At 75.2% G+C, this 26,074-nt stretch carries 22 protein-coding genes; 12 read left to right on the top strand and 10 right to left on the bottom strand.

Annotated features, from left to right (window positions below; all coding sequences use genetic code 11):
• Nucleotides 1-175: 175 nt before the first annotated feature.
• Nucleotides 176-910, top strand: coding sequence for a DUF4328 domain-containing protein (locus tag ABZ716_RS05165; RefSeq protein ID WP_358956639.1), 735 nt, complete (start codon nt 176-178; stop codon nt 908-910).
• A gap of 10 nt (nt 911-920) precedes the next feature.
• Here the strand turns inward: ABZ716_RS05165 and ABZ716_RS05160 are convergent, their stop codons facing one another.
• Nucleotides 921-2,990, bottom strand: coding sequence for a SpoIIE family protein phosphatase (locus tag ABZ716_RS05160; protein WP_358956637.1), 2,070 nt, complete (start codon nt 2,988-2,990; stop codon nt 921-923).
• Nucleotides 2,991-3,055: 65 nt separating this feature from the next.
• Nucleotides 3,056-4,366 carry a DUF6777 domain-containing protein gene (locus ABZ716_RS05155; RefSeq protein ID WP_358956634.1) on the bottom strand — a complete coding sequence of 437 codons (1,311 nt, stop codon included), beginning with the start codon at nt 4,364-4,366 and terminating at the stop codon, nt 3,056-3,058.
• A gap of 126 nt (nt 4,367-4,492) precedes the next feature.
• On the opposite strand from ABZ716_RS05155, the gene ABZ716_RS05150 reads away from it, so the two are divergent.
• Nucleotides 4,493-5,758 (top strand): streptophobe family protein, encoded by a 1,266-nt coding sequence (locus ABZ716_RS05150; RefSeq protein WP_358811620.1) that lies wholly within the window; start codon nt 4,493-4,495, stop codon nt 5,756-5,758.
• A gap of 98 nt (nt 5,759-5,856) precedes the next feature.
• Here ABZ716_RS05150 and ABZ716_RS05145 read toward each other — a convergent pair whose 3' ends face one another.
• The 3 genes from ABZ716_RS05145 to ABZ716_RS05135 are packed head-to-tail and all read right to left on the bottom strand — an operon-like array spanning nt 5,857 to nt 9,988.
• On the bottom strand, nt 5,857-6,864 hold the full coding sequence (locus ABZ716_RS05145) for a serine/threonine-protein kinase (RefSeq protein WP_358956631.1): 1,008 nt from the start codon (nt 6,862-6,864) through the stop codon (nt 5,857-5,859).
• The gene (locus ABZ716_RS05140) at nt 6,864-7,574 is read right to left on the bottom strand and encodes a hypothetical protein (RefSeq protein WP_358956629.1); all 711 of its coding nucleotides are present in this window, start codon (nt 7,572-7,574) and stop codon (nt 6,864-6,866) included. Before ABZ716_RS05140 ends, ABZ716_RS05145 begins: the two co-directional genes overlap by 1 nt.
• Nucleotides 7,571-9,988, bottom strand: a complete 2,418-nt coding sequence (locus ABZ716_RS05135) for an FHA domain-containing protein (protein WP_358956627.1) — start codon at nt 9,986-9,988, stop codon at nt 7,571-7,573. Before ABZ716_RS05135 ends, ABZ716_RS05140 begins: the two co-directional genes overlap by 4 nt.
• A 159-nt stretch (nt 9,989-10,147) precedes the next feature.
• On the opposite strand from ABZ716_RS05135, the gene ABZ716_RS05130 reads away from it, so the two are divergent.
• The 5 genes from ABZ716_RS05130 (at nt 10,148) to ABZ716_RS05110 (ending at nt 15,410) form a co-directional block, all read left to right on the top strand.
• Complete coding sequence (locus ABZ716_RS05130) at nt 10,148-11,212, top strand: cation diffusion facilitator family transporter (RefSeq protein ID WP_358956625.1); 1,065 nt, start codon at nt 10,148-10,150, stop codon at nt 11,210-11,212.
• 30 nt (nt 11,213-11,242) lie between these two features.
• Nucleotides 11,243-11,743: an NUDIX domain-containing protein gene (locus tag ABZ716_RS05125; protein ID WP_358956622.1), complete on the top strand. Its 501-nt coding sequence runs from the start codon at nt 11,243-11,245 to the stop codon at nt 11,741-11,743.
• Nucleotides 11,744-11,791: 48 nt separating this feature from the next.
• A complete protein-coding gene (locus ABZ716_RS05120; protein ID WP_358957074.1) occupies nt 11,792-13,048 on the top strand; it encodes a Tm-1-like ATP-binding domain-containing protein in 1,257 nt (418 codons plus the stop codon).
• A gap of 161 nt (nt 13,049-13,209) precedes the next feature.
• A complete protein-coding gene (locus ABZ716_RS05115) occupies nt 13,210-14,811 on the top strand; it encodes a serine/threonine-protein kinase (RefSeq protein WP_358956621.1) in 1,602 nt (533 codons plus the stop codon).
• Nucleotides 14,808-15,410 carry a hypothetical protein gene (locus ABZ716_RS05110; protein WP_358811627.1) on the top strand — a complete coding sequence of 201 codons (603 nt, stop codon included), beginning with the start codon at nt 14,808-14,810 and terminating at the stop codon, nt 15,408-15,410. The genes ABZ716_RS05115 and ABZ716_RS05110 overlap by 4 nt, the downstream gene beginning before the upstream one ends.
• A 121-nt stretch (nt 15,411-15,531) precedes the next feature.
• On the opposite strand, the gene ABZ716_RS05105 is transcribed toward ABZ716_RS05110, so the two are convergent.
• Nucleotides 15,532-16,818: a bifunctional GNAT family N-acetyltransferase/ATP-binding protein gene (locus ABZ716_RS05105; protein ID WP_351883869.1), complete on the bottom strand. Its 1,287-nt coding sequence runs from the start codon at nt 16,816-16,818 to the stop codon at nt 15,532-15,534.
• Between the two features lie 256 nt (nt 16,819-17,074).
• On the opposite strand from ABZ716_RS05105, the gene ABZ716_RS05100 reads away from it, so the two are divergent.
• Entirely contained in the window at nt 17,075-17,863 is a 789-nt protein-coding gene (locus tag ABZ716_RS05100) for a trypsin-like serine protease (RefSeq protein ID WP_358956618.1), read from the top strand.
• On the opposite strand, the gene ABZ716_RS05095 is transcribed toward ABZ716_RS05100, so the two are convergent.
• The 4 genes from ABZ716_RS05095 to ABZ716_RS05080 all read right to left on the bottom strand — a co-directional run bounded on the left by ABZ716_RS05095 (nt 17,860) and on the right by ABZ716_RS05080 (nt 21,461).
• Nucleotides 17,860-18,342, bottom strand: coding sequence for an NUDIX domain-containing protein (locus ABZ716_RS05095; protein ID WP_358956616.1), 483 nt, complete (start codon nt 18,340-18,342; stop codon nt 17,860-17,862). The two genes, ABZ716_RS05100 and ABZ716_RS05095, sit on opposite strands and share 4 nt — an antisense overlap.
• A gap of 12 nt (nt 18,343-18,354) precedes the next feature.
• Complete coding sequence (lnt, locus tag ABZ716_RS05090) at nt 18,355-19,962, bottom strand: apolipoprotein N-acyltransferase (RefSeq protein WP_358956614.1); 1,608 nt, start codon at nt 19,960-19,962, stop codon at nt 18,355-18,357.
• A gap of 100 nt (nt 19,963-20,062) precedes the next feature.
• Complete coding sequence (locus tag ABZ716_RS05085; RefSeq protein ID WP_358811632.1) at nt 20,063-20,578, bottom strand: hypothetical protein; 516 nt, start codon at nt 20,576-20,578, stop codon at nt 20,063-20,065.
• A gap of 82 nt (nt 20,579-20,660) precedes the next feature.
• Nucleotides 20,661-21,461, bottom strand: a complete 801-nt coding sequence (locus tag ABZ716_RS05080) for an aspartate/glutamate racemase family protein (protein WP_358811633.1) — start codon at nt 21,459-21,461, stop codon at nt 20,661-20,663.
• Between the two features lie 556 nt (nt 21,462-22,017).
• Here ABZ716_RS05080 and ABZ716_RS05075 point away from each other — a divergent pair.
• From ABZ716_RS05075 to ABZ716_RS05060, 4 genes are all read left to right on the top strand, one after another.
• Nucleotides 22,018-23,187 carry a glycosyltransferase gene (locus ABZ716_RS05075; RefSeq protein WP_358956611.1) on the top strand — a complete coding sequence of 390 codons (1,170 nt, stop codon included), beginning with the start codon at nt 22,018-22,020 and terminating at the stop codon, nt 23,185-23,187.
• 264 nt (nt 23,188-23,451) lie between these two features.
• Entirely contained in the window at nt 23,452-24,021 is a 570-nt protein-coding gene (locus ABZ716_RS05070) for a DUF6643 family protein (RefSeq protein ID WP_358956609.1), read from the top strand.
• Nucleotides 24,022-24,159: 138 nt separating this feature from the next.
• On the top strand, nt 24,160-24,987 hold the full coding sequence (locus ABZ716_RS05065) for an MOSC N-terminal beta barrel domain-containing protein (RefSeq protein WP_358811636.1): 828 nt from the start codon (nt 24,160-24,162) through the stop codon (nt 24,985-24,987).
• A 376-nt stretch (nt 24,988-25,363) separates the two neighbouring features.
• Nucleotides 25,364-25,981 carry a hypothetical protein gene (locus ABZ716_RS05060; RefSeq protein ID WP_358956607.1) on the top strand — a complete coding sequence of 206 codons (618 nt, stop codon included), beginning with the start codon at nt 25,364-25,366 and terminating at the stop codon, nt 25,979-25,981.
• Nucleotides 25,982-26,074 lie beyond the last annotated feature (93 nt).

Here is a 26,074-nt window from a genome sequence, read left to right as displayed (position 1 = left end):
CGCGGGGACCAGCAGGTTCAGCCATTCGCACCCCGCGCACAACCGCCTCGCACACCCGTGTGGACGGCGCACCCGGAGCTGACATAGGTTCACCCCCGCTGCCCTGCCCGGCGACCGGCCGGCCAGGGCGTGCTTCCGTCCCGTTCTCAGACGTTCCCGTGGGGGGTACCCCGTCATGTCCTTCGGCCCGCCCGGATCACCACCGTCCGCGTTCGCCTCACGTCCTGCCCCGCTCCGGCTGCCGACGCTGCCGGTGCTGCGCTCCCCGCAGGGGCTGGCGACCGCGCTGACCGTCCTGCTGTCGGCGGCGGCCCTGGTGAACCTCGTCGCGGCCGGCGTGGGCGTCTACAGCTGGTCGCTGCTTCAGGACATGACCGCGGAGACCGGCACCGCCTCGGCCGCCGCCTTCGACCGGGCCGCCGACGCCGCCATGGTGGCCGCGTCCTTCCAGCTGCTGGCCCAGCTCGGCACGGCCGTCGTGTTCCTCATCTGGTTCCACCGGGTGCGCGCCAACGGCCAGGTCTTCGACCCCACCGCCTTCACCTGGTCGCACCGCTGGGCCGTCGGGTCCTGGTTCGTGCCCGTGGGCAACTTCTTCCTCCCCTATCTGATCGCCCGGGAGACCTGGAGGGCCAGCGCCCCGCTCGCGCCCGACGGTTCGCGCCGGCCGACCTCCCTCGCGCCCGTCGCCTCCTGGTGGATCGTGTGGCTGCTCTCCGTCCTGAGCAACCTCCCGGCCGAGCAGCTCTACAAGCGCGCCGACAGCATGGAGCAGCTGGCCGGGGCCTGTGCCGTCGACGCGTTCTCCGCACTGGTCACGGTGGCCGCCGCCGTCCTCGCGATCCTCTTCGTGCGCAGGCTGACGGCCTTTCAGGACGCCAGGGCGCGGGGAACGTACGCCGCCGTCTGACGGCCGGTCCTCACCGGCCCGCGGCCGCCACCGGGACGGCGAACTCGCACCACACGCACTTCCCGTTCCCCCGGGGCTCCACGCCCCAGCCGTCCGCGAGCCGGTCCACCAGCATCAGGCCCCGGCCCGACACGGCCCAGTCGTCCGCCGTGCGGCGGCGCGGCAGGGCGCTGCTGGCGTCCTCGACCTCGATGCGGATCCGGCCCTCGGCGGTCAGCCTCATGCCGACCTGCCCGCCCCCGTCGGTGTGGACCAGGGCGTTGGCCATCAGCTCGTCGGCGGCGAGTTCGATCTCGTCGGCCCGTTCCCGGGCGCCCCAGGCCGCGGCCGCCGCCCGGATCAGGTGCCGGGCCAGGGCCGGGCCGTCGGGGTCGCCCGGTGCCAGGTGCCGGCTCAGCGGGCCGCCGCCGCGCGGGGCGGGGGCGCCGCGCCGGCGCAGGACGAGCAGGGCCATGTCGTCCCCGCCGCCCGCGTCGCCGACGAGGTCGCACAGCACGTCGGCGAGTTCCTCCACGTCGGCCGGGCCCTCGCAGGCCGCGTCCATCAGCTCCCGCATCCCGGCCTCCGGATCCCGGCCGGGCCGTTCGATCAGGCCGTCGGTGCACAGCAGCAGGGTGTCCCCGGGGTGCAGCTCCATGCTGGTGACGGGGTAGCCGCAGCCGTTGCCCGAGGGCTCGTGCTGGGGCAGGCCGAGCGGGAGCCCGCCCGCGACCTGGACCCGGTGGCAGGTGCCGTCCCCGCGCCGGACCACCGGGTCGAGGTGACCGGCCCGGACCACACGCACCATCCCGGTGTTGAGGTCCGCCTCGGCGTAGGTGCAGGTGGCGAAGCGCTCGGTGGCGAGGTCGTGCAGGAAGGCGGAGGCCCGGGCCATGGCCGTCCCCGGGGTGTGGCCCTCCAGGACGTACGCGCGGAGCACGATGCGCAGCTGGCCCATGACGGCCGCCGCGTCCGTGTCGTGGCCCTCGACGTCGCCGATGACCACCCCGACGCGGCCGTCGCCGAGCGGGATGACGTCGTACCAGTCGCCGCCGATGTCCCGTCCGATCCGGGCGGCCCGGTACCGCACGGCGATCCGCGCGCCCGCCACTTCCGGGACACTGCGGGGCAGCATGGCCCGCTGGAGGCCCTCGGCCAGGTCGTGTTCCTGCTCGAAGAGGATCGCCCGCTGGAGGCTCTGCGCGATCCCGCTGCCGAGCGCCACCAGCAGGTTGCGTTCCTCGGCGGTGAAGTCGCCGTCGCGGGTGTAGAGCAGCCCGAGGGCGCCGATGGGGCGTCCTTGTGCGATGAGCGGCAGGTAGACGCCGCTGCGCACGGACAGCGGCTCGATGTACGGCCACAGGTCGGGGTAGCGTCGGCTGAACTCCTCCCGCGAGGAGAGGTACACCGCCTGGAGGGTCCGTACGGCTTCGCTCATCGGCAGCCGCGCGTCGACGCGGGTGTACTCGGTCTCGGGGACGTACGCGCCCAGCTGCCCCTCGGCGACCAGGTGGATCCGGCCCCCGTCGACCACGCCGAGCATGACGCTGACCGCGCCGAGGTGGCCGAGGGCCTCAGGGTCCTTGAGGATGTCGGTCACGTCGTTGACGGTGCGGGCGTGCGCGAGGATCGCGGCGGTCCGTTCGACCACCCCGGTCATCCGGCGCCGCCCTTCGTCGCGTTCGCCTTCCGCGCCGGGGTCCCCGGGGTCGTGGGCGGCGTCGCGGAGGATGCCGATGACGCGGTACGGGTGGCCCGTCCGGTCGCGCAGGACATGGCCCTGGAGGTGGGTCCAGCGGGAGGTGCCGTCCTGGCGCAGGGCGCGGCAGTAGGCCCCGTAGTGGCTGTGCCCCTCCCGGAGCGCCTGCTGGACGCGGTGGTCCAGGCGGGCGGCGTCGCCCGGGAGGATACGGGCGCGCAGTCCGTCGGGGGTGCCGTCGAACTGCTCCGGGCGCAGACCCAGGACCCCGAGGGCGGTGGCGTCCAGGTGCAGACGCCCGCCGTCGAGGTCCCAGTCGAAGGTGCCCATGCGGTTGAGTGCCAGGCTCAGGTCGGGCCGCGCCGGCCAGTCGACCGCCGGGATCCGTCCCCGCTGGTCCATGCAGCCAGGGTCTCACTCTTCCCCGTCCCCGGCAGCGCGCCCGCCGCCGGGAGCCGGAGCCGCGTCTAGTAGGGGTTGGCCGGAGGGGCGGGGGGTGTGGTCGCCGGGGCGGGCGGGGGCGTGGCCGGCGCCGGCGGCTCCACGGCGGTCTCCGAGGGAAGCTCGGTGGGGACCTCGGTCGGTACCTCGGTGGGCACCTCGGAGGGGGTGCTGGGCGGCGTCTCGGTGGGTGTGCTGGGAGGCGTCTGCGTCGCGGTGTCGGTGGGCTTCGGGGTCGGGGTCGGGGTCGGTGTCGGCGGCGGCGGGGCGGAGGAGGTGGCCGGCGGGGTCGGGGTGCCCGTCGGCGTGCCCGGGGTGCTGGGCGTGGCGGGCCGGCTGGTGGTGGGCACCGGGGTGGGCACGGGCGGCGGCGGGACCGGCTTGTCGTTCCTGGGGACGGGACCGCGTTCGCGTTCGAGCCAGATGCGGCTCTGGGAGTCGTAGATGACGAAGACGTTCACGATGGTCTCCGCCGGTGCGATGACCACCACCTTCGCCGGTTCGTACGAGCTCCACGGCTGCCCGTACCGGGTGGGGTTGGCCTTGAGCGCCACCGGCGGGCCCAGCGGGTTGCCGCAGGAGCAGCGCACCCGGGGCACGCCCCGGCCGTCCGCCAGCACGGCCGTCCCGGCCTGGAGCACCGCCTGGTAGGCGGTGGCGGCGCCGTCGCGGTAGCCGTGGTTGGTGACCCGGGTGTCCAGGCGCAGCTGGACGGGGGTGAGCCCGCGCAGGTAGACGGGTACGGCGCCCGGCTCGATGCCGAGGGCGGAGGCGAAGGCGGCGTTCTTGGCGGGCTGCCCGGACAGGGCGGCGATCTGCTTCCCCACGTCGCAGCTGGCGACGTCCTGCGTGCCGCCGTAGAGGCCGGGGGCGGAGCCGCTGACGCTGCGGGTGGCCGTCGTCCCGGCGGTCGTGCTCGCGGGCGCGGCCGTACTGGGGGCGGGTGCCGTGGGGCTCTGTGGCGGCGGGGTGGCCTGCCGGTTGGCCGTGGACTCGGTGAAGGGGTCCGGTCCGGCGGCGGCCGCCGGCTGGAGGAACACCTCGCTCGCGCCCTGCCCGGAGGAGCCGCCGGGCCGGGTCAGCACCACGGCGAGGGCGGCGACGGCCGCCACCGCCACGACCGCCGTCACCAGCCGGGGAACGGACCGCCACCAGGGCCGGCCGGGCGGTTCGCCGCCACCGCCCCCGTGGGATCCGCCGGGGGGTGCGGGCGGCGGGGGTGTGGACCCCCGGTCCCCGCCGGAGAGGGGTCCGGAGGGAGGGCCGGTGGGGCGCTCCGACGCCGGCGGCTGAGAGGAGAACGGGGGCGGCTGCCCGCCGTCAGGCTGAGTGGTCACGCGCCCCTTCTTCCCGAGCACCGAACCATGCGCTTCCGGACATCTGCCGGATTTCAGGCACTCATGCCGCTCATTGTGTGCGTGGTCCGAGTGGTGCCCGCAAGCCGGGGATGCCACGGTTGCAGGGTGACCAGCACCTCCGTGAGGGCATTGCGCGACGCCGTCGTCGCCGTCGTGGCGGGCTTCGCGGTGATGACCGTGGTGGCCGCGGCCGGCCTGGCCTGCGCCGGCGCGGCCGATCTGCCGGGCGGCGCGTTCCCCCATGTGGTCGCGGCCGTCGTCGTGATGGCGGCCGGCGGCGAGATCGGCATCACGGGTGACGCCGGGCTGCTGGGCGGCGCCGGTGCGGAACTGTCCGTGCTCCCGCTGTCGGTGAGCCTGGCCGGCGCACTGACCACCGGCTGTCTGTTCCTGCGCCCGCTGCGCCACCGCGCGGTGGCCCGGCCCCGCGAACTGCTGGCCCGGGGCGCCCTGCCGGCCGTGCTGTGGCTGGTCCTGCTCACCGTCTTCGCACTGGTCGCCCGCCACACCTTCCGGCTGCTCAGCGGGGATTCCCCGCTGGAGGGCCTGGGCGACCTCCTCGACTCCACCCCGACGGTGGGGTTCCACGCCGAGCTGCCCGCCACCCTGCTGTACGGGCTGCTGTGGATCGCGGGCCTGCTGCTGATCTCCCTGCTGGTCTCCCGCCGCGCGCCACTCCCCGCGCGTCTGCTGCGCTTCCACACGGCGGTGCGCCCGGCCGCGTTCGCCACCGCCGTGCTGCTCGTCGGGTACGTGGTCCTCGGTCTCGTGACCGGCCTGGTGGTGGCCGCCACCCAGGGCCATGCCACCCGGACCCTGGCGGTGCTCCTGCTGGGGCTGCCCAACCTGGTCTGGCTCGCCCTGACGCTGGGCTTCGGGGGCGCCTGGCAGGGCCGGGCCGACGGCCCCTTCGGCCTGCCGGTGCCCCAACTGCTCGACCGGGTACTGCGCGGGCCCGACCTGTCCACCCTCGACGTGTCCTCGCTCGCCCAGCACGACGGCCGGGCCTGGTGGCTGGTCGTGGTGGCCGCCGTCGCCCTGCTCGGCACGGGCGTGCTGGCCGCCGTCCGCTCCCCCGCCGGGGTGCGCCCGTGGCAGCACGCCCTGCACCTGGGGGTGGCGCTCGCGCTGGCCACCCTGGCGGTGTGTCTGCTGTGCCGGGTCCAGGCGCAGTTCGGGCTCTCGCTGCTGGGTATCGGCGACGACTCCGGGCTGGGCGGGAAGGTCGAGCTGACCCCGCTGCTGTGGCGCACGACCGGCCTGGGGCTGCTCTGGGGGGCGGTGGCCGGCTTCCTCGGCGCCCTGCTGGCCCGTCCCCTGCGCCACCGGGGCCGCGCGGACGAACCGGAGCCCGCGCACCGGAACCCGTAGACGCCGGAACCCCATAAGCGCCGGCTCCTGTAGACGCCGGATCCCATAGGCGCCGGTCCTGTAGGCACCGGAACCCGTAGGCGCCGGAAACCCGCAGGTCAGACCGGCCCTCGGAACACCGGCAGCGCCCACCGGGGCGGCGGAGGAGGGGGCGGCGGTCCGGCCGCCTGGGCGAGGGCCCCGCCGTCCGAGGCGGACGCGGCCACCGCGCCGGCCACCGGTGCGACGGCCGGCCGGCTACCCGCCCGGCGCAGGGCCCCGGTGAATTCCAGGCAGCTCTCCCAGCGGTCCTCCGGGGTCTTCGCCAGCGCCCGGGCCAGCACCTCGTCCACCGCCGGCCCCAGCTGCGGCCGCCGCGTCGACGGGGCGGGCGGCGGATCGAACTGGTGGGCCCACAGCAGGGCCATGTCGTCGTCCCGCTGGAACGGCGGCCCACCGGTGAGCATCTCGTAGACCACACAGCCCAGGCTGTACACGTCGCAGCGCCCGTCCACCGGCTTCCCGGCGATCTGCTCCGGCGCGACGTAGTCCAGGGTGCCGACGAACTGCCCGACGCTGGTGAACCCGGTCAGCGAGAGCGACTTCTTGGTCAGCCCGAAGTCCGTCAGGTAGACGTGCTCCGGGTGCTCGCTGTCCGTGCCGTCCGCGACGAGGATGTTGCCGGGCTTGACGTCCCGGTGGACGAGGTCGTGGTCGTGGGCCGCGTCGAGCGCGGAGGCGACCTGGCCCGCGATCCGGGCGCACGTCTCCACGGGCAGCGGACCGGTCCGGTCCAGCAGGGCCCGCAGGTCCTGCCCGGCGACGAACCGCATGGCGATGTAGAGCAGCCCGTCGGTCTCCCCCGCCTCGAAGACGGGCACGATGTGGGGGTGGTCGATGGCCGCCGCGACCTTCGACTCGTGGGCGAAGCGCTTGCGGAAGGTGTCGTTGCGGGCGAGTTCGGGGGCCAGCAGCTTCAGCGCCACCGGCCGGTCCAGCCGCAGGTCCCGCGCCAGGTAGACCACGGCCATCCCGCCGCGCCCGATCTCGCTCTCCACCAGGTACCCGGCGATCTGCTTGCCGAGCAGTCCGGAGGGCCGGCCGCCCAGCGAGTCGGCGGCCCCCATCAGCGCTCTCCGGTCCCGGGGTGGTCCACGACGCGGGTCGGGTCATGGCCGGTACCGGACGGCGGTACGGGGCTGCCCGCCGCGGTCTCGGAGGCCGGTACGGGGGCACCCGCCGCGGTTTCGGACGCCGGTACGGGGGCACCCGCCGCGGTCTCGGCCTCCTCCGCGGACGCCGCCGGGGGCGCCTGGGGTTCGGGCGGCGCGGAGGCGGCTCCCGGCCCCGCGACGACCGCGTAGGTCGCCAGGCGGTTTCCGTCGGCGTACATCCACCGCCGGGAGGTCTCGTCGTAGAGCCACGCCGACTCCCCGTCGATCACGATCCCGATCCGCAGCCCCCGTACGGACCGCCCGAAGTCCTCGCCGCCCGCCGCGCCCTCGGCGTGCTCCCGTACCGCGCGCCGGTAGCGTTCCAGGGCCGCGGCGGCGCGGGCCAGCAGGGGCGCCGGGTCCTCGGTCCGGGCGAGGGGCCGGCCGGAGGTGGGCGGGGGCTGCGGGACCGCCACCAGGAGCCGTCCGTCGACCCAGGCGGACCAGCCGTTGGCGCAGAGGATCTCCGTCCACTCCCCGCGCCGGGACAGCAGCTGCACCGGCAGGAAGGGGTCCAGGGGCGCGGTCGGCCGGGTCACGTCGGGGGCCTCCCAGGCGGGCAGTCCCTCCTGCGGCACCACGTGCGTGGGGTGGAACTCCGGGACGGGGTCGGTGAAGGTCATCGCTTCGGCTGCTTCCGCATGACGGCCGGCTCCTGCCGGCGCAGCAGCCGGCCCACCGCCGCGCCGAAGAGCAGGGACAGGGCGAGCAGCATGACGATGCAGAGGAGCCACCCGCCGGACTCGTGGCGGAAGAGCGGGTCCTGGGTGAGCTTGCCGGGGACGATCTTGCCGAGCTCGACGGTGGCGCCCATCGCGCCCATCGCCCACCGGGAGGGCGACAGCCAGGCCACCTGGGAGAGGAAGGGCACGCCGTAGAGCTTGAGCAGGGTGCCGCAGAAGACGACCTGGACGATGGCGAGGAGGACCAGCAGCGGCATGGTCACCTCCTCCTTGCGGACCAGGGCGGAGATCATCAGGCCGAGCATCATCGCGGTGAAGGACAGCAGGGCGACGGCGAGGGTGATCTCGATCAGCGGGGGCATGAGGACGCCCTTGCCGCCCGGCGCGTTGAGGTTCACGCCGGCGAGGGCGATGAGGGTCAGCACCACCGCCTGGGCGACCGTGATCGTGCCCAGCACCACCACCTTGGACATCAGATAGGCCGAGCGGGACAGGCCGACCGCGCGTTCGCGCTGGTAGATCACCCGTTCCTTGACCAGTTCACGGACGGCGTTGGCGGCGCCCGTGAGCACTCCGCCGATGGTGAGGATGAGCAGGGCGTTGAGCACGGTGTCGAAGTTGAGGGTGCTCCCCGCGAGGGCGCGGGCCATGGCGCCCATCATGAACGGCAGCGCGACCATGATCGCGAGGAAGGTGCGGTCGGCGCTGAGCACGGCGGCGTACCGGCGGACCAGGGTGGACAGCTGGGAGCCCCAGCTCTGCGCCTTGGGCGGCGGCGCCGGCGGCGCGGCGCCGGCGGGCACCGCGGCGGCAGGCATCGCGCCGACGGGCATCGCGGCGGCGGGTGTCGCGGGTCCCGGGCGGCGGGCGGTGAGGTCGACGTAGCGCCGGTGGACGGGCGAGCCGCGGAAGGCCCCCGCCCAGTCGCGCTCGCGGTCGTTCTCGAAGACCTCGAAGGCTTCCGGCCACTCGGCGAAGCCGAAGAACTCCAGGGCCTCCTGGGGCGGACCGAAGTAGGCGACGCGCCCTCCGGGGGCCAGGAACAGCAGCCGGTCGCAGACGTCGAGGCTGAGCACGCTGTGGGTGACGACGATGACCGTACGGCCGTCGTCGGCGAGGTTGCGCAGCATGTGCATGACGGAGCGGTCCATGCCGGGGTCGAGGCCGGAGGTGGGCTCGTCGAGGAAGAGCAGGGAGGGCTTGGTGAGCAGTTCGAGGGCGACGGAGACCCGCTTGCGCTGGCCGCCGGAGAGGCTGTGGATGGGCTGGTCGGCCCGCTGGACGAGGCCGAGCTCGCGGATCACCTCGTCGACGCGGGCCTCGCGTTCGGCCCGGCTGGTGTCCTGGGGGAAGCGCAGTTCGGCGGCGTAGAGGAGGGCGCGGCGGACCTTGAGCTGGGCGTGCAGGATGTCGTCCTGGGGGACGAGGCCGATGCGGCTGCGCAGCTCGGCGTAGTCGCGGTAGAGGTCGCGGCCGTCGTAGAGGACCGAGCCGCTGTCGGCGGGGCGCAGGCCCGTGAGGGCGCCCAGGAGGGTGGACTTCCCGGCGCCGCTGGGGCCGACGACGGCGAGCAGGCATCTGGCGCCCACGGGGAAGGTGACGTCCTGCATCAGGGTCTTGCGGCCGCGGTCGACGGTGACGCCGAGGCCCTGGACGTCGAGGGAGACCTCGCCGGTGTCGGTGTACTCCACGAGCTGGTCGCCGACCAGGCAGAAGGCCGAGTGGCCGATGCCGACGATGTCGCCCTGGGCGATCCGGGCGCGGGTGACGCGGGCGCCGTTGAGGTAGGTGCCGTTGTGGCTGCCGACGTCGACGATCTCGTAGGTGCCGTCGGCGAGGGCGCGCAGCTCGGCGTGGCGGCGGGAGACGACGAGGTCGTCCACGACGAGGTCGCTGCCGGGGTCGCGGCCGATGCGCAGGGCGGTCCGCGCGGGCACCGGCCGGATGCTGGTGGGCTGCCGGAAGGTGCCCGTCATGGCCGGGTTGGTGACCGAGGAGGGGCGGCCGGCGGGAGCCGGGGGCGGGGGCGGCGTACGGCCGACGAGGACGGCGCGGGGGCCGTCGACGGCGTTGCCGAAGCGCAGCTCGCTGCCGGGGCCGACGCTCTCGACGCGGACGCGGTGGCCGTCGGGGGCCCAGGTGCCGTTGGTGCTGTTCTCGTCCTCGACGGTCCAGTGGTCCCCGTCGGGGCGCAGGACGGCGTGGTGCCAGGAGACGCGGGCGTCTTCGAGGCAGATCTCGCAGAGGGGGTCGCGTCCGACGTGATAGGTCCTGCCGGGGCTCAGCTCCGTGGAGCCCCGGGCGGTTTCCAGGACGAGTTCGGGCGCGGTCGGCACACCGGGGCGCTGGACCATGAACAGATTTTCCCACGATCTGCCGGTCCCGGCATAAGCGCAGGTCAAGCGGGTCTTATGAGTAATGACAACGGTCCCCGTTGCAGCCTTTGCCCTCTTCGCGCAGGTGCGCTTCACTTCACGCGTCGGAACCGAACAGCCGAACAGACGGGGGACGCGATGACCGGCCGCGCCAGCCACGACCTCGAACACCAGCACGACCACGAGCATGCGCGCGACGAGCACGCGCACGGCCACGGCCACAGCCACGGGCCCGGCGGGCACAGCCACGGCGTGGACCCGGACGCCGACCGCCGCTGGCTGGCGATCGCGCTCGCCCTGATCGGCGGCTTCATGGCCGTCGAGGTGGTCATCGGCGTAGTGGCCCACTCGCTGGCCCTGATCTCCGATGCCGCGCACATGCTCACGGACGCCGTCTCGATCGTCCTCGCGCTGATCGCGATGCGGCTCGCGGCCCGTCCGGCGCGCGGCGGGTTCACGTTCGGGCTCAAGCGCGCCGAGATACTCTCCGCCCAGGCCAACGGCCTCACCCTGCTGCTGCTGGCGGTCTGGCTGGCGTACGAGGCCGTACGGCGGCTGATCGACCCGCCGCCGGTGGAGGGCGGGCTGGTGCTGGTCACGGCGCTGGCCGGGATCGTGGTGAACGTGGCCGCCGCCTGGTGCATCTCGCGGGCGAACCGGTCCTCGCTGGCCGTGGAGGGCGCCTACCAGCACATCCTCAACGACCTGTTCGCCTTCATCGGGACGGCGGTGGCCGGCCTGATCGTGCTCACCACCGGTTTCGTGCAGGCCGACGCGATCGCCTCGCTCGTGGTGGTGGTGCTGATGGTCAAGGCGGGCTACGGGCTGGTGCGCGAGTCGGGACGGATCTTCCTGGAGGCCGCTCCGGCGCACCTGGACCCCGACGCGGTCGGCGACCGGCTCGTCGGGCAGCCGCCGGTCACCGAGGTGCACGACCTGCACATCTGGACGATCACCTCCGGCACGGCGGCCCTGTCGGCGCACGTGCTGGTGGAGCCGGCGGGCGACTGCCACGCCGTGCGGCGCGATCTGGAGGCGCTGCTGGCGAAGGAGTACGGGATCACCCACACCACCCTCCAGGTGGACCACGTCCAGGACGAGCTGCTCACGGTCGGCCGGGCGGGCGAGGGCCCGGACGCCGCCGACCCGCACTGCGCGGACGCGCACGGCCCGGTCCACCGCGAGGGCCCGCACGATCACTGACGGGGGCCGGGGCGGGGCATGTATGGGACCGTGACGCAGCCGAAGAGGTACAAGCAGAGCGCCGGACTGCTGCTGTTCCGGCGGACCCGGGGCGAGGGCGCCGCTGGTGAGGGCGGGATCGAGGTGCTGCTCGGCCATATGGGCGGGCCCCTGTGGGCACACCGGGACGCCGGGGGCTGGGCGATTCCCAAGGGCGAGTACGGGCCGGACGAGACCCCGCGCGACGCGGCCCGCCGGGAGTTCACCGAGGAGCTGGGGCTCCCCCCGCCGGAGGGCGAGTACCTGCCGCTGGGCGAGGTCCGGCTGAGCAGCGGGAAACGGGTGACCGTCTGGGCGGTGGAGGGCGACCTCGACCCCGCCCTGATGGTGCCCGGGACCTTCACCATGGAGTGGCCCCCGCACTCCGGGACGCGGCAGGAGTTCCCGGAGCTGGACCAAGTGGCCTGGTTCCCGCCCGAGATGGCCCGCAGCAAGCTGATCGCCGGTCAAGTCCCCTTCCTGGAACGGCTCGTGGAGCTCCTGGCGGATTGACCTGACCTTTACTTGCCAACAAACCTCACCTGCATGGACATTGCACATATGACGAACGTCGTGCTGGTGGGGACCTTGGACACCAAGGGTGTCGAGTACGGCTGGCTGCGCGAGAGGCTGCTGCGGGCCGGCGTCGAGGTGGTACTGGTCGACACGGGGATCATGGGAGAACCCCGGGTTCCCGCGGACATACCGCGCGAAGAGGTGGCGCGGGCCGCGGGAGCCGGACTCCCGCAGCTGCGCGCCGCCGCCGACCGGGGCGCGGCCGTGACGGCGATGGCCAGGGGCGCCGAGGCGATCCTGTCCCGGCTGCACGCCGAGGGCCGGCTGCACGGGGTGCTCGCGATAGGCGGCAGCGGGGGGACCTTCCTCGCCACCCGGGCGATGCGGGCCCTTCCGCTCGGCGTGCCCAAGCTGATGGTGTCGTCGATGGCCTCGGGGGACGTCTCCTCCTACGTCGGCTCCTCGGACATCACCCTGATGTACAGCGTGGTGGACATCGCCGGGATCAACAGCGTCTCGGCGCCGGTCCTGGCCAACGCGGCGGAGGCGGTCGCCGGGATGGCCAAGGGCTTCGCCCGCTCCGCGCTGGACCGCGGCCGCCCGGCCCGGCTCGGTCCGGGTGCGCGGCCGCTGGTGGCCGCGAGCATGGCGGGGGTGACCACGGCGGGCGTGGACGCCGCCCGGGAGCGGCTGACCGAGCTCGGCTACGAGGTGCTCGTCTTCCACGTCAGCGGAACCGGCGGCCGCACCCTGGAGAATCTGGCCGGACAGGGCATCTTCGCAGGGGTGCTCGACCTCACCCTCAGCGAACTCGCCGACGACCTCTGCGGGGGCATCCTCACCGCCGGCCCCGACCGGCTCAGCGCGGCCGGGCGCGCCGGGATCCCGCAGGTGGTGAGCCTGGGCGCCCTGGACATCGTCAAGTTCGGGCCGCTGGAGACCCTCCCCGAGCGGGCCCGCTACCGCAGGGTGCGGATCCACAACCCTTCCCTCACGGTGATCCGCACGACCGAGTCCGAGTGCGCCGAACTCGGCCGGCGGGTGGCGGCCAAGCTGCGCGCGGCGACCGGGCCGACAGCGGTCTGCGTGCCGCTGCGCGGGCTGTCCACGCTGGGCGCGCCGGGGGGCCCGTACCACGACCCGGGCGCGGACGGGGCCCTGTTCTCGGCGCTGCGCGAGGGCCTGCGGGGCAGTTCCGCGCGGCTCTACGACTACGACACCGATATCAACGACCCAGTCTTCGGGCGGGCGGCGGCGGACCGGCTGCACGCGATGATCGGCGCGGTGTCGGCCGCGGCATGACCCCTGGCCCGGGCTTCCGGCCCCCCGGGGTCGTCCACGGGCCGGACGGCCCGGCGCTCCGGGAACCGGCCGTGGCTCAATGGTGTCCCTGGGTGTGGCCGGTTCGAGCCGGCCGGTCCGGCTCCCGGAGCCGGGTGAGACCACGGAGGGGGGCGGACGGGATGGACAACGGCTGGGCGGTACCCGGGTACACCGAGGTCCGCGAGCTCGGCTCGGGCGGCAGCGGCCGGGTCGTGCTCGCGGTCCACGCGGCCACCGGCACCGCGGTCGCGGTGAAGTACCTGAGCGACCGGCTGCGCCAGGACCCGGCCTTCGTCGCCGAGTTCCGCGCGGAGGCCCGGCTGCTGGGGGGCCTGGTCTCGCCGTACGTGACGGGCTTCTACGAGTACGTGGAGGCGCCGGACGGGGCCGCGATCGTCATGGAGCTCATCGACGGGGTCTCCCTGCGCGCGGTGCTGCGCGAGTCCGGGCGGACGGATCCCGAGGCCGCGCTGGTGGTCCTCAAGGGTTCCCTGCTCGGGCTGGCCGCCGCCCACCGGGCCGGGGTCGTCCACCGCGACTACAAGCCGGAGAACGTGCTGGTCGCGGCCGACGGCTCCTCCAAGCTGGTGGACTTCGGCATCGCCGCGGGCCGGGGCAGCACCCCCGGGGTGGCGGGCACCCCCGCCTACATGGCCCCCGAGCAGTGGCAGGGACAGCCGGCCTCACCGACGGCCGACGTGTACGCGGCCACCGCGACCTTCTTCGAGTGCCTCACCGGCCGCAAGCCCTACGACGGCGGGAACTTCGCGGAGCTCGCCGTCCAGCACGTCGAGGCGCCGGTCCCGGAGACCGAGGCCCCCGAGCCCGTACGGCCGCTGATCCGGCGGGGCCTGGCCAAGCGGCCGGAGCAACGGCCGGAGGACGCCGAGGCGTTCGTCGCCGAGCTGGAGGCGGTGGCGGTGGCCGCGTACGGGCCGCGGTGGGAGGAGCGCGGGCAGCGCAAACTGGCCGCGCTGGCGGCGCTGCTGCCGCTGCTGTTCCCGTCGGCGGGCGGCGCGGCCGCGGGCACCACAGCGGTGGCCACCACCTCGATCGGCTCCGGCTGGGCCCCGGGACGCGGCGGCTGGCTCGCGACGGGCCTGGCCCTGGTGCTGGGGGCGGTACTGATCCTCACCACGGACGCGGCCGGGACCCCGCCGCCGCCTTCGGCGCTCAGCGACTTCGCCACCACCGGCCCGGCAGCGCCCGCTTCGCCGCCCCCGGCCGGCCCACCGTCAGCGGCGCCGTCCCCCTCGGCCCCGCCGTCGCTCTCGGCCAGTCCGACGCCCTCGGCCTCCTCCCCGTCCCCGACCCCGACTCCCACGCCCACCGCCTGGCCCTCCAGCCCCAGCCCTTCCTGGAGCCCCACGCCGACGGCCAGCCCGTCCCCCACACCGACGCCGTCGCCCACGCTCCAGGTGACCCAGCTCGACGTCTCCCTCAAGCCCGGGGTGTACCGGGCCGACGCCGCCGTCTCCCTGACGGCCCGGGGCAGCGGGCCGGTGACGGTCGTCGTGCAGTGGTACCTGGGAAACGCTCGAGGCGTCTACGCGGTTCCCGACGGCAGCGACACGTTCGTGGTCCAGGCCGGCGCCCCGGCCACGGTCGTGCGGTCCCACACCTTCCCGCGCGGCCGGGGCTGCTACGCCGGTGTCCGGGTCACCACCAAGCCCGCCGCGGCCGCCCCGGCCGCCGACTCCCAGCCCCTGCTGCGCTGCACCGACGTGGAGCCCCCGCGATGAGCGATCCGCACGCCCCGGCCCCGCAGAGCGAGGACTACAGCGCCACCGTCCTCGGCAGCCACTGGTTCAGCGGCCCGCCACCCCCGGCCGACGCGGCCCCCGACCGGGTCGAGGGCGCCCTGCTGCGCTTCGGCCCCGGCGTGACCGCGGCCCTGCCCGCACCCTTCCCCGTGGCGGCCGCTCCTGCCCCGCCCCGGCGGCGGGGCGGGGGCTGGCGGCGGTACACCCTGGCCGCCGTGGTGCTGGCCGGGGTGCTGGCGTACGTGGGCTGGCAGCGGTTCGGGCCGGCCGTCGAGGTCCGCGAGGTGGCGGTGAGCACCGACCCGCGGGGTCCGGGCTGCGACGCGGCGGCCGATGTGGTGGCCGTCGTACGGACAAACGGGCGCCCCGGGACCCTGAGGTACCGCTGGCTGCGCAGCGACGGCACCCGGTCGGAGGAGCTCACGGAACGGGTCCCGGGCGGCCGCCGGGAGGCGACCCTGCACCTCATGTGGACCTTCAGGGGGACGGGCACCTACCCGGCCCGTGCGGAACTCCAGTTGCTCTCCCCCGCCGGACCGACGGCGGCGGCGGAGTTCACGTACACCTGCCCGCGCTAGCGCGGGAAGCGGGTGCGGTCCGGTCTAGGGCCGTCCGCGCGAAACGGCCCGCGGCCGCTCCGGGGAGCGGCCGCGGGCCGTTTCGCGTTCCCGTCCCCCGCCGCAACCGGGGGAGGGAGCCTCAAAGCCGCGCGTGGGCGGTGATGTCGGCCTGGAACTCCCCCGTCATCGCGGGGGTCACCGTCGGCCGGCACTGGGCGACGGCCGCCAGGTAGTCAGCCGTGGTGGCGCCGGGCTGGGCGGCCGCGCCGCGGGCGCCGACGGCCTCCAGGTCCCGTTCGAAGGACACCTGCGCCGCGGTCCGCGCCGCGTGCTCGATGTCGGCCGGCGTGAACAGCTCGGTCGCCGCCACCAGCGCGGCCACGTCCACGTCGGCGCGCCCGGCCGTGTACCGGGACCAGATCGCGGCGCGGGCCCCGGCGTCCGGGGTGCCGATCGGGATCAGGTAGTCGAAGCGGCCGGGGCGCAGGAAGGCCGGGTCGAGGGAGCGGATGGAGTTGGTCGCGCAGACCAGCAGCCGCTCGTCCCCCTCCCGGAACCCGGGTATCAGCTTGAGCAGTTCGTTGGTCACCCCGTGGGCGCCGCCGGGCTGTGCGGGCTCGGTCCGTACGGGGGCTATCTCCTCGACCTCGTCGATGAAGACCAGCACGCGCTCCAGCTCGCCGATCCGGGCGAAGGCGTGGCGCAGGGCGGCGGCGAGGTTCCCGCCGTCGGCGAGGCGGGAGGGCAGCAGTTCCACGAAGGGCCAGCCCAGCCGGGAGGCGATGGCCCGGGCGAAGGTGGTCTTGCCGGTGCCGGGCGGCCCGAAGAGCGTGATGGCGCGCGGCGGGCGCACCCCGTGCGCGGCGGCCCGTTCGGGCTCGGCCAGCGGGAGCACCACCCGGCGTTCGATGAGCTCCTTCTCCTTCTCCATGCCGGCGACCTTGACCCACAGGTCGTTCGGCAGGAACCGGCCGCCGAGGTCGTCGAGGAGCCCCGCCGCCGGTCCGTGCAGCGGCTCGGTCTTCTCGAAGTAGGCGACGGCGGGCTGGCGGGTGTAGCCGGCGTTGAGCAGGCCCTCGCCGAGGAGGTCCTCCTCGGGCAGCACGTACGCGATCCGCCCCACGCGGGCGGCGATCAGGCGGCGCTCCAGCTCGACGAGGAGGGCGCTGGCCAGGCCGCGGCCGCGCCACCCGGCGGCGATGGCGATGCGCATCACCCAGGCCCGCTCGCCGGTGACGCAGGCGAGGGCGGCGCCGATGGGGACGCCCTGGTGGACGGCGACCACGCAGGGCTGCCGGCTGGTCAGGGCGCTGATGCACTCGGCGAGCGAGAAGACCGACTCCTGGCCGAGTTCGGCCGTCGTGTCGATCAGATGGACCACCGCCGCGAGATCGCCCTCACGGTAGTCGTGGATGAGCCAGTTCACCGGGTACCGCCCCTCGTTCGTGCTCCTGCGGCGAGGCTAGGGGCGGGCGGGCCCGGCGCTCACGTACCGCCGTGCACAACATCGCGGGGGGAAACCGTCCGCGGCGTCCATAGACCGGGAGGTTCCGCCGAAAGCCCGGCGCCGGGGCGGGAGCCGGTTCATGACTTCCGACAGGGCGGCGGCGCCGCGGCATTCACAGCTGATTCATACGCGATTCCCTGTCATGGCCACAGTTTTTCCGGGGAGGCTCGGAGGCATGATCCAACGCTTCCTCCCCCGCAAGACGGCCGGCCGTCCCGGCGCCCGTGCCCGGCGGACGTCACGGATCCTGCTCGCGGTGACCGCGATGAGCGCCCTGGTCAGCCTGGACCTGCCGGAGGCGGGGGCGGCGGTCCCGCTCGGGGTGACCGACGAGGCCCCCGCCGGCGCGGAGGCGGGGCGGGTCGGGGCGCTGTTCGCCGGCGGGCTCGACGGCGGGCACTTCTGCACCGCGTCCGTGGTGCGCAGCCTGGGCCACGACGTGATCGCCACCGCCGCGCACTGCCTCGACCACCCGGACACCACCGTCTTCGCCCCCGGATACCGCGACGGCGAGGCCCCGTACGGGCTGTGGCGGCTGACCCGGGTGTACGTGGCCCCGGGCTGGACGACGGGCCAGGACCCCGACGCGGACATCGCCTTCGCGACGGTGGCGCCCGCCGACGGCGGGGAGACCCGGGCCGTGGAGGACGTGGTCGGCGCCTTCCCGGTGGCCGCCGCCCAGCCCGGTGACGTGACGGTGACCGTGCTCGGCTACCCGAGCGTGGCGGACGCCCCGCTGCGCTGCTCCAACGCGACGAGCCTGTTCTCGCCGACGCAGCGCCGGATCGACTGTCCCGACCTCAGCGGCGGCACCAGCGGCAGCCCCTGGCTGGCGGGCGGTGCGCTGGCCGGGGTCCTCGGCGGCTACCAGGGCGGCGGGACCGTCCCGGAGGTGTCGTACAGCGCGGTCATGGGTGACGAGGCGATGGCCCTGTACCGCGAGGCGGCACAGACCGCCCGCTAGGGGGTGCCCGGGGGCTGGAACCAGGTGGGTTCCTCGACCCGGGAGCGCTGGATCCGGTTCAGGGCGAAGGGCTCCAGGGGCGGCAGGGCGTCCAGGTGGAACCAGGCCACCTCCAGCAGTTCCCCGTCCGCCGGGCGGCCCTCGCCGCCGGTGGCCCGGCAGCGGAAGGTGATGTCCTGGTACTGGCAGACGTCGCCGTTGGCGTAGGTGACCGGTTCGAGCATCTGGACGAGGACGACCCGCTCGGGCACGCACCGCACGGCCGTCTCCTCGTAGACCTCGCGCACGGCCGTCTCGGCGGGCTGCTCGCCGGGCTCGGCTATCCCGCCGACGACCGACCACCGCCCGGTGTCGGCCCGGCGGCCGAGCAGGACCCGCCCCTCGTCGTCGAAGACGACGGCGGTGACCCCGGGCAGCAGGAGCAGCAGGTGTCCGGCGCCGGCGGCCCGGACCGCGCGGATGAACTCGGGGGTGCTCACGCGCCGGCCGCCCTACGGGTTCGCGCGGCGGGCGCGCAGCCGGCGGGCCAGGACGGTCCCGAGGCCGCCGGCGGCGACCAGGACGAGGGCGTACTCGGGCAGCGGGCCCAGCCGGGTCGCCGGGGTCTGGGCGGAGCGCAGCGGGACCTCGGCGACGAGCGCGTCGGCGGTGAACATCTTCGTCTGCGAGACGATCGTCCCGTCGGGCCGGATGACGGCGCTGACCCCGCTGGTGACGGGGACGAGGACGCTGCGGCTGTGCTCGACGGCGCGGATCCGGTCCATGGCGAGCTGCTGGTAGGTCATCTCGGTCCGGCCGAAGGTGGCGTTGTTGCTGGGGACGGCGATGATCTGGGCGCCGGCCTGGACGGTGGAGCGCACGGCGTCGTCGAAGGCGGCCTCGTAGCAGGTGACCATGCCGACGTCGCTGCCCGCCATGTCGAAGACGCCGGGCTCCTTGCCGGGGCCGAAGTCGCGGCGGACCCGGTCCACGTCGGAGCTGAAGAGGCGGACGAAGGAGCGCATCGGGATGCGTTCGCCGAAGGGCTGGATCTTGCGCTTGTCGTAGGTGTCCACGGGCCCCTTGGCCGGGTCCCACAGGATCATGGTGTTGCGCAGCGGGCCGGTCTCGGGGGCGAGGACGGATCCGATGGCGGTGGGCACGCCGATGGTCCGGACGGCGTTGTCGATGACGGCGTGGGCGTCGGGCTGGGTGAAGGGGTCGATGTCGGAGGAGTTCTCCGGCCACAGCACGAAGTCGGGCTTGGAGACCCGGCCGGCCTTGACGTCCTCGGCGAGCTGGAGGGTGCGGTTGGCGTGGTTGTCGAGGACCTGGCGGCGCTGGGCGTTGAAGTCGAAGCCCGCGCGGGGGACGTTGCCCTGGATGACGGCGGCGACGGCCGTACCGTCCTCGGCGGCGTCGGAGACCAGCGGGCGGGCGGCGAGGGCCGCGCCGACGGGGGCGACGACGGTCAGGGCGGCGAGGGCCGCAGCGGTACGGGCCGGCTGCCGCCGAGTGAGGCGGGCCGCCGCGTACAGGCCGAACCCGCAGAGGGCGACGGCGAAGGAGAGCAGCGGGGTGCCGCCGACGGCGGCGAGCGGGAGGAAGATCCCGTCGGCCTGCCCGTAGGCGAGCCGGCCCCAGGAGAAGCCGCCGAAGGGGGCCCGGGCGCGCAGGGCCTCGACCGCGACCCAGACGGCGGCCGACCACACGGGGGCGGCGGGCAGCCGGCTGACGAGGGCGATGCCGAGGCCGGCGAGGCCGATGAGCAGGGACTCCAGGGTGACCAGGGCCAGCCACGGCACCGGGCCGACGCCCTCGCTGGTCCAGACGAGCAGCGGCAGCAGGTAGCCCAGCCCGAAGAGGAAGCCGAGCCCGAACCCGGCCCGGGCGCGGCGGCCGCGCAGGCAGCCGGCGAGCAGGGCGAGGGCGAGGGGCGCCAGCCACCACAGGGGGCGGGGCGGGAAGCTGAGGTAGAGCAGCACCCCGGCCAGCCCTGCGGCACCGGGCCGCACCAACCGCCCGGCCCACCGCTGGGCGATCCCCGGGGAGGCGGCGTCGGCGGATCCGGCGGACTGCGAGGGCTCGCTCTCGGCGACCCGGGTGACACTGCTGCTCATCTGGCGGAGTGTACGTGGCCCTGCCCCAAGGGGAGGTAAGCCGACGCCTCGCGGCTCGGGGGGCGGCCGTGGGCCGTCCGGGGGTGAGGCCCGGGGCGGGTCAGCGGGCGAGGGCGCGGAGGTGGGTGCGGATGACGCGGACCGCGTCTTCGGCGTCGTCCACGGTGACCGTGAACCGCTTTCCGTCGCCCAGCCGCAGCTCCACGCCCTCCCCGCGCCGGACGATCACCGCCGTGCCCTTGTCGGGCCGCCAGCGGTACCCCCAGCCGCCCCATTGCTGCGGGGTGACTTCGGGGAGGAACTCGGCGGCGGCGATCTCCGCGAGGCGGATCCGGCGGCGCGGCAGCCCCATGTGCCCGCAGCGCACTTCCATGGCCTCGGAGTCGACGGTGACGGCCACGTGCACGAAGGCGAGGGTGCCGTAGAGGATCAGCACCCCGGCGGCCAGGCAGCCGATCACGGACATCAGCAGCGGAACGTAGCCGTTGGCCCAGGAGTTGTCGACGGCCAGCTCGACGCCCAGCGCGAGGCAGGCGGCACCGGCCGCGGCGAGCAGCCACTGCGCACGGTTGGAGGCCCGGCCCGTCCACAGGGGGCCAGGGGGATGACCCGTCATGAGCAGCAGCGTACCCACGTTCGGCGGGCCCGCCACCACCTCTGCGCCAGTCGGCGCAGACCGCCTCGTGACGCCCCGGCGGCTACCGGGCCGCCGGGGCGTCCTGCGCCTGGGCGGCGAGGAGGCGGCCTTCGGCGTAGCCGAGCGCGGCGGCGGGGAGGGCGGCGGGGCGTCCACTGTGCAGCACGGCCAGGGAGCCGGTCAGCGGCAGCCCCGGCGCGGGCTCGGCGCCGATCCGGCGCAGGGCCTGGACTGCGACGGCTTCGGCGGAGCCGTAGAACCGCAGCGGGGCGCCGCCCGTGCGCACGGCGAGGGCGGCGCGGATGGACTCCTCCACCAGCTCGTAGTGCGTGCAGCCGAGGACGACGTCCGTCACGTCGGCCGGGGTCAGCGCGGCGGCGGCGGCGACCGTGCGGGCGACGGCTTCCTCGTCGCCGTGCTCGACGGCGTCGGCGAGACCCGGGCAGGGCACCTCGGTGACGGCGACGCCGGCGGCGAACTCACGGATCAGCCCGCGCTGGTACGGGCTGCCGGTGGTGGCGGGGGTGGCCCAGATGGCCACCCGGCCGCCGGCCGCGGCGGCGGGCTTGATCGCCGGGACGGTGCCGATCACGGGGATCCCGGGCTCCAGATCGGCCCGCAGGGTGGCCAGGGAGTGCACGGAGGCGGTGTTGCACGCCACGATCAGGGCGTCGGGCCGCAGGGCGGCGGCGGCCCGGGCGACGGCACGGGCCCGCTCGGTGAGGTCGGCGGGGGTGCGGGGTCCCCAGGGCATCCCGTCGGGGTCGGAGGACAGCAGCAGATCGGCGTCGGGCCGGAGCCGACGCGTCGCGGCGGCCGCAGCGAGGAGGCCGATTCCCGAGTCCATGAGCGCGATCTTCACCGCCTCACCTTAGACGACCCCCCGCCCGACCACCCGAACACCGACCGCTCAAACAACCCCAAACCGCTCCAAAACCCACCGACCTCGGGGAGAAAGGCCCGCGAAGACCGGCCCCCCGCCCCGCACCCCGAGCGACCCCACCCCGCCGCCCTCCGGCCGCCCCGGAGTCCCCGCCTCCCCTCCGCCCGACGGCGCCACCGGGCACGCGAGACGAGTCCAGGCGGGGTGGGGCGAGGTGAGCCGGACCAGCCGAGGCCGGGCCGCGCCGGCGGGCGGGCCGAGCCGGCGGGGGCGGGCCTGACTGGGACGCGCCGGACGGGCCGGGCGTCGCTGGACCGCGCCGGACCAGGCCGGGCCGGGCCGGACCAGGCCGGGCCGGGCCGCGCCGGACCGACCGGACCGACCGGGCCGGGTCGGGTCGGACCGACCGGGCGGACTGGCTGGCGGGCTGGCGGCCCGGCGGGCCGGCCCGGCGGACTGGCTGGCGGGCCGGGTGCGGCCAGGGGATCGGCGCGGGTGCGGGACAGGGGTGGGCCGGGTCGGCCAGACTGCCGCCATGGGCCTCCTCATCGCCGCCTACGCCTCCCTCGCCGCCTGGCTCTGGCTCACCCTCGCCCAGGGCATGTTCTGGCGCACCGACACCCGCCTCCCCCCGCGCACCGCCCCCGCACGCTGGCCCTCCGTCGCCGTCGTCGTCCCGGCCAGGGACGAGGCCGAGGTGCTGCCCCGCAGCCTGCCCTCCCTCCTCGCCCAGGACTACCCCGGCCAGGCCGGCATCGTCCTCGTCGACGACGGCAGCACCGACGGCACCGGCGCGCTCGCCCGGCGCCTGGCCGCCGAACAGCCCGGCCTCCCCCTCACCGTGCTCTCCCCCTGCGACCCCCCGCCCGGCTGGACCGGCAAGCTCTGGGCCCTGCGCCACGGCATCACCCACGTCACCCAGGGCGTCCCCGAGGCCCCCGAGTACCTGCTGCTCACCGACGCCGACATCGCGCACGAGCCCGACAGCCTCCGCGAGCTGGTCGCCGCCGCGACCACCGGCGGTCTCGACCTGGTCTCCCAGATGGCCCGTCTGCGCGTCGTCAGCGTGTGGGAGCGGCTCGTCGTGCCCGCCTTCGTGTACTTCTTCGCCCAGCTGTACCCCTTCCGCCGGATCAACCGCCCCACCGCCCGCACCGCCGCGGCCGCCGGCGGCTGCGTCCTCCTCCGCACCGAGGCGGCCCTTCGCGCCGGCGTCCCGGACTCCATCCGCCAGGCCGTCATCGACGACGTCGCCCTCGCCCGGGCGGTCCAGCGTTCCGGCGGCCGGATCTGGCTCGGGCTGGCGGAGCGGGTGGACAGCGTGCGCCCGTACCCGGCCCTGGCCGACCTGTGGCGGATGGTCTCGCGCAGCGCGTACGCCCAACTCCGCCACCAGCCCCTGCTGCTGGCGGGGACGGTGGCCGGTCTGGTCCTGGTCTACCTGGTCCCCCCGGCCGCCCTCCTCGCCGGACTCGCCTCCGGGCGCACCGCCGTCGCCGTCACGGGCGGGCTGGCCTGGCTGCTGATGGCCGGCACCTACCTGCCGATGCTGCGCTACTACCGCCAGCCCGCGATGCTCGCGCCCCTGCTGCCCTTCACCGCGCTGCTGTATCTGCTCATGACCGTCGACTCGGCCGTGCAGCACTACCGGGGGCGCGGGGCCGCCTGGAAGGGCCGGACCTATGCCCGCCCCAGCGACGCCTGAAACCTCTGCGCCCGCAATCCTGCCTGACGACCCGTCACCCCTGCGTCATCCGAGGTCACGGCCTTGTGACGAACCGTCATTCCGGGAGGGGTGAACCGGTAGGCCGACCCGTACGAGTGCACACAAGATGGGGCGCATGTGGCGAACCGTGCAGGTGAACGCCAAGTGACAGCTGTGGCTCTGACCTGCGAATATGCAGGTCAGAGCGGTGTTGGTCACACCTGGCTATGGACCCCGTGAAGCCGTGGGCTTAACTTGTCTCCCATGACCTCCCCCCGCTCCACTTATGGCGGCGGTTACTACTCCGCGCCCTCTTTCCCGGACACCCCCATCTACGACTCCCTGGTCGCAGAACGCGGGACTCCGCAGATCGCCCCGATCCGCGTTCCGGCCGCCTACGACTACCCCAGTGCCGGTTACTCGAGCGGTGGATACCTCCCGGCCCTCGCCTCCTCCATGCCCGCGCTCCCGCCCACCCAGCCCCAGCCCGCGCCTGCCCCGGCATACGGCTACGGGTACCCGCAGCAGCCGGCCGCGCAGGCCCCGATGCCGGTTCCGCTTCAGCACGCGCCGGCCCCGTACGTACCGCAGCAGCAGCCCATGGCCCGGCCGGGGTACGTCCCGCAGCCCCAGCCTCAGCAGCCGCGCCCGCTCGCCGCGGGCACGGGGTACGAGGCCATGCGCCCGGCGGCCCCGCGCCCGATGACGGCCCCCATGCAGATGGCGGCGCCCATGCAGATGGCGGCTCCCGTACCGGCGGCCGTGCCGACGGCCGCGGCGGCGCCCGCCTACCAGGACCCGTACGGAGGCCAGTACCAGGGCCGCGGCTACTGACAGACGGCGACGCCCCGCCCGCCGGCCGCCCGGCTCCCGGCGGCCGGGCACTGCGGTCACCGCGCCCTACGCCCTGCGCCCCGCGTCCTGCTCGAAACGGGCTGGGGCGCCGGCAGGGGCGGCTGGCAAGATGGCCCCATGTCGAACTTGTATGTCCGGTCCCTCCACCTCCATCCCGTCAAGTCGGTGGCGGGGACCGCTCCCGCCGAGATGGCCGTGGAGCCCTGGGGCCCGGCCGGTGACCGGCGCTGGGCCGTGGTCGACACGGCGGGCGCGGTCATCACCCAACGCCAGCAGGCGCGCCTGGCGTTGGCCTCGGCCCGCCCGCTGACCGGCGGAGGGGTCGCGCTGTCGGCCCCTGGTATGGCGGACCTGGTGGTGGAGGTACCGGAGCCGGGCCCGCTGGAGCCGGTCACCCTGTTCGGCAAGAAGGTCGAGACGGTGGTCGCCTCGACGGCCGCCGCCGAGTGGTTCAGCGCCTTCCTCGGGCAGCCCGCTCGGCTGGTGCACCTCGACGACCCGGCCGTGCGCCGGCCCGTGGACCCCGACTACGCCCTGCCCGGCGAAACGGTCAGCCTCGCCGACGCCTACCCGGTGCTGCTGGCCACCACCGCTTCGCTGGAGGCCCTCAACGCCCTGATCGCCGAGGGGGAGAACCCCGAGGAGGGCCCCCTCCCGATGAACCGTTTCCGCCCCAACCTGGTGGTCGGCGGAACCCTCGACGCCTGGGCCGAGGACCACTGGCGGCGCATCGCCATCGGCGACGCCGTCTTCCGCGGGGTGCGCGAGTGCGGGCGGTGCATCGTCACCACCACCGACCAGGCCACCGCCGAGCGCGGCCGCGAGCCCCTCAAGACCCTGGCCCGCCACCGGCGCATCGGCAAGTCGCTGGCCTTCGGGCGCCAGCTGGTGCCGGTCGTCCCGGGCACGGTCCGCGTGGGCGACGAGGTCCGCGTCCTGGAGTGACCCCGCCCCGCATCCCGGACCCGTATCCCCGGACCCGCATCCCCGGACCCGCATCCCGGGCCCCGGCCCGGCCGCCACTGACCACGGCGGGCACGCCGGACGGACGGACGGGCGAGCGCGCCGGACGGACGGGCGGGGACATGAGAGCGGATTGACACCTTCGAGGGGCTCCTGGGGCATGCCGGAACCAACCGGCGGCGCGGGGCCGTTGGAGCATGCGGGACGGACGGACACCGCGAACCGGAGCGGGAACACCGGATCGGGTGCCGGCTGTCCCGCGCGTCCCGTGGAAATGCGCGTCTTCCGGGTATGCGGGAGGCTGGGACGCGCGAAACAGACGCAGACGCAGACTGGCATGGGCAGGGGGAGCCGGACCGTGCGGACAGCAATGGGTGTGTGGCGTTGGCGGCGCAATCCGCTGCGCAGGCCGACCGATCTGATCGAGGCGTGGGTGGCCTGTGCCGCGCTGGTGTGCGTGCTGCTGGTGGCTCCGGCCGTCGGCTGGGCCGCCGGCCTGAAGGTGGACGGGGTCCTGCAGCGCGCCGCCCGCGAGCAGCGGCAGGAGAGATACCTGGTCCCGGCCGTGGTGGTGCGGCCCGAGGCGGAGACGGCCGCGCGGGCCGGCGCCTCCGGCGCCCCGTCGGCACAGCGCACCGCGCCGGCCCGGACGACGATCGTGGCCTCGTGGACCGCGCCGGACGGGACCCGTCATGAGGGGGCGGTGCCGGCGGCGGAGGAACCACCGCGTCCGGGCGACCGGTTCCGGATATGGACGGACCTCCGGGGCCGGCTGGTGGGGCAGCCGCTCGACCCCGGCGCCGCCTCCTTCCACGCCGCCATGGCCGGGCTGGCCGCCGCGCTCACCGCGGCCGCGCTCGCGGAGACGCTGCGCCGGCTCGTCGTACGAAGGCTCATGCATCGGCGGTACATACATCTGGACCGCGCGTGGGCGGCGGCCGGGCCCGACTGGGGCCGGGCGGGGGCGGGCAGCTGACCTGGCAACTCCCGGGCCCCGCGCGCGCTACGGTGGAGCCGCGGACCCGTCCGGCCGCTTCGGCGCCCGGGCTGGGCCACGGCCGGCAGAGCC

Source organism: Streptomyces sp. NPDC006687 (assembly GCF_040636215.1).
Classification (GTDB): Bacteria; Actinomycetota; Actinomycetes; order Streptomycetales; family Streptomycetaceae; genus Streptomyces.
The sequence above is the reverse complement of the archived record's forward strand: the minus strand, read 5'-3'. Positions and strand labels throughout refer to the sequence as shown.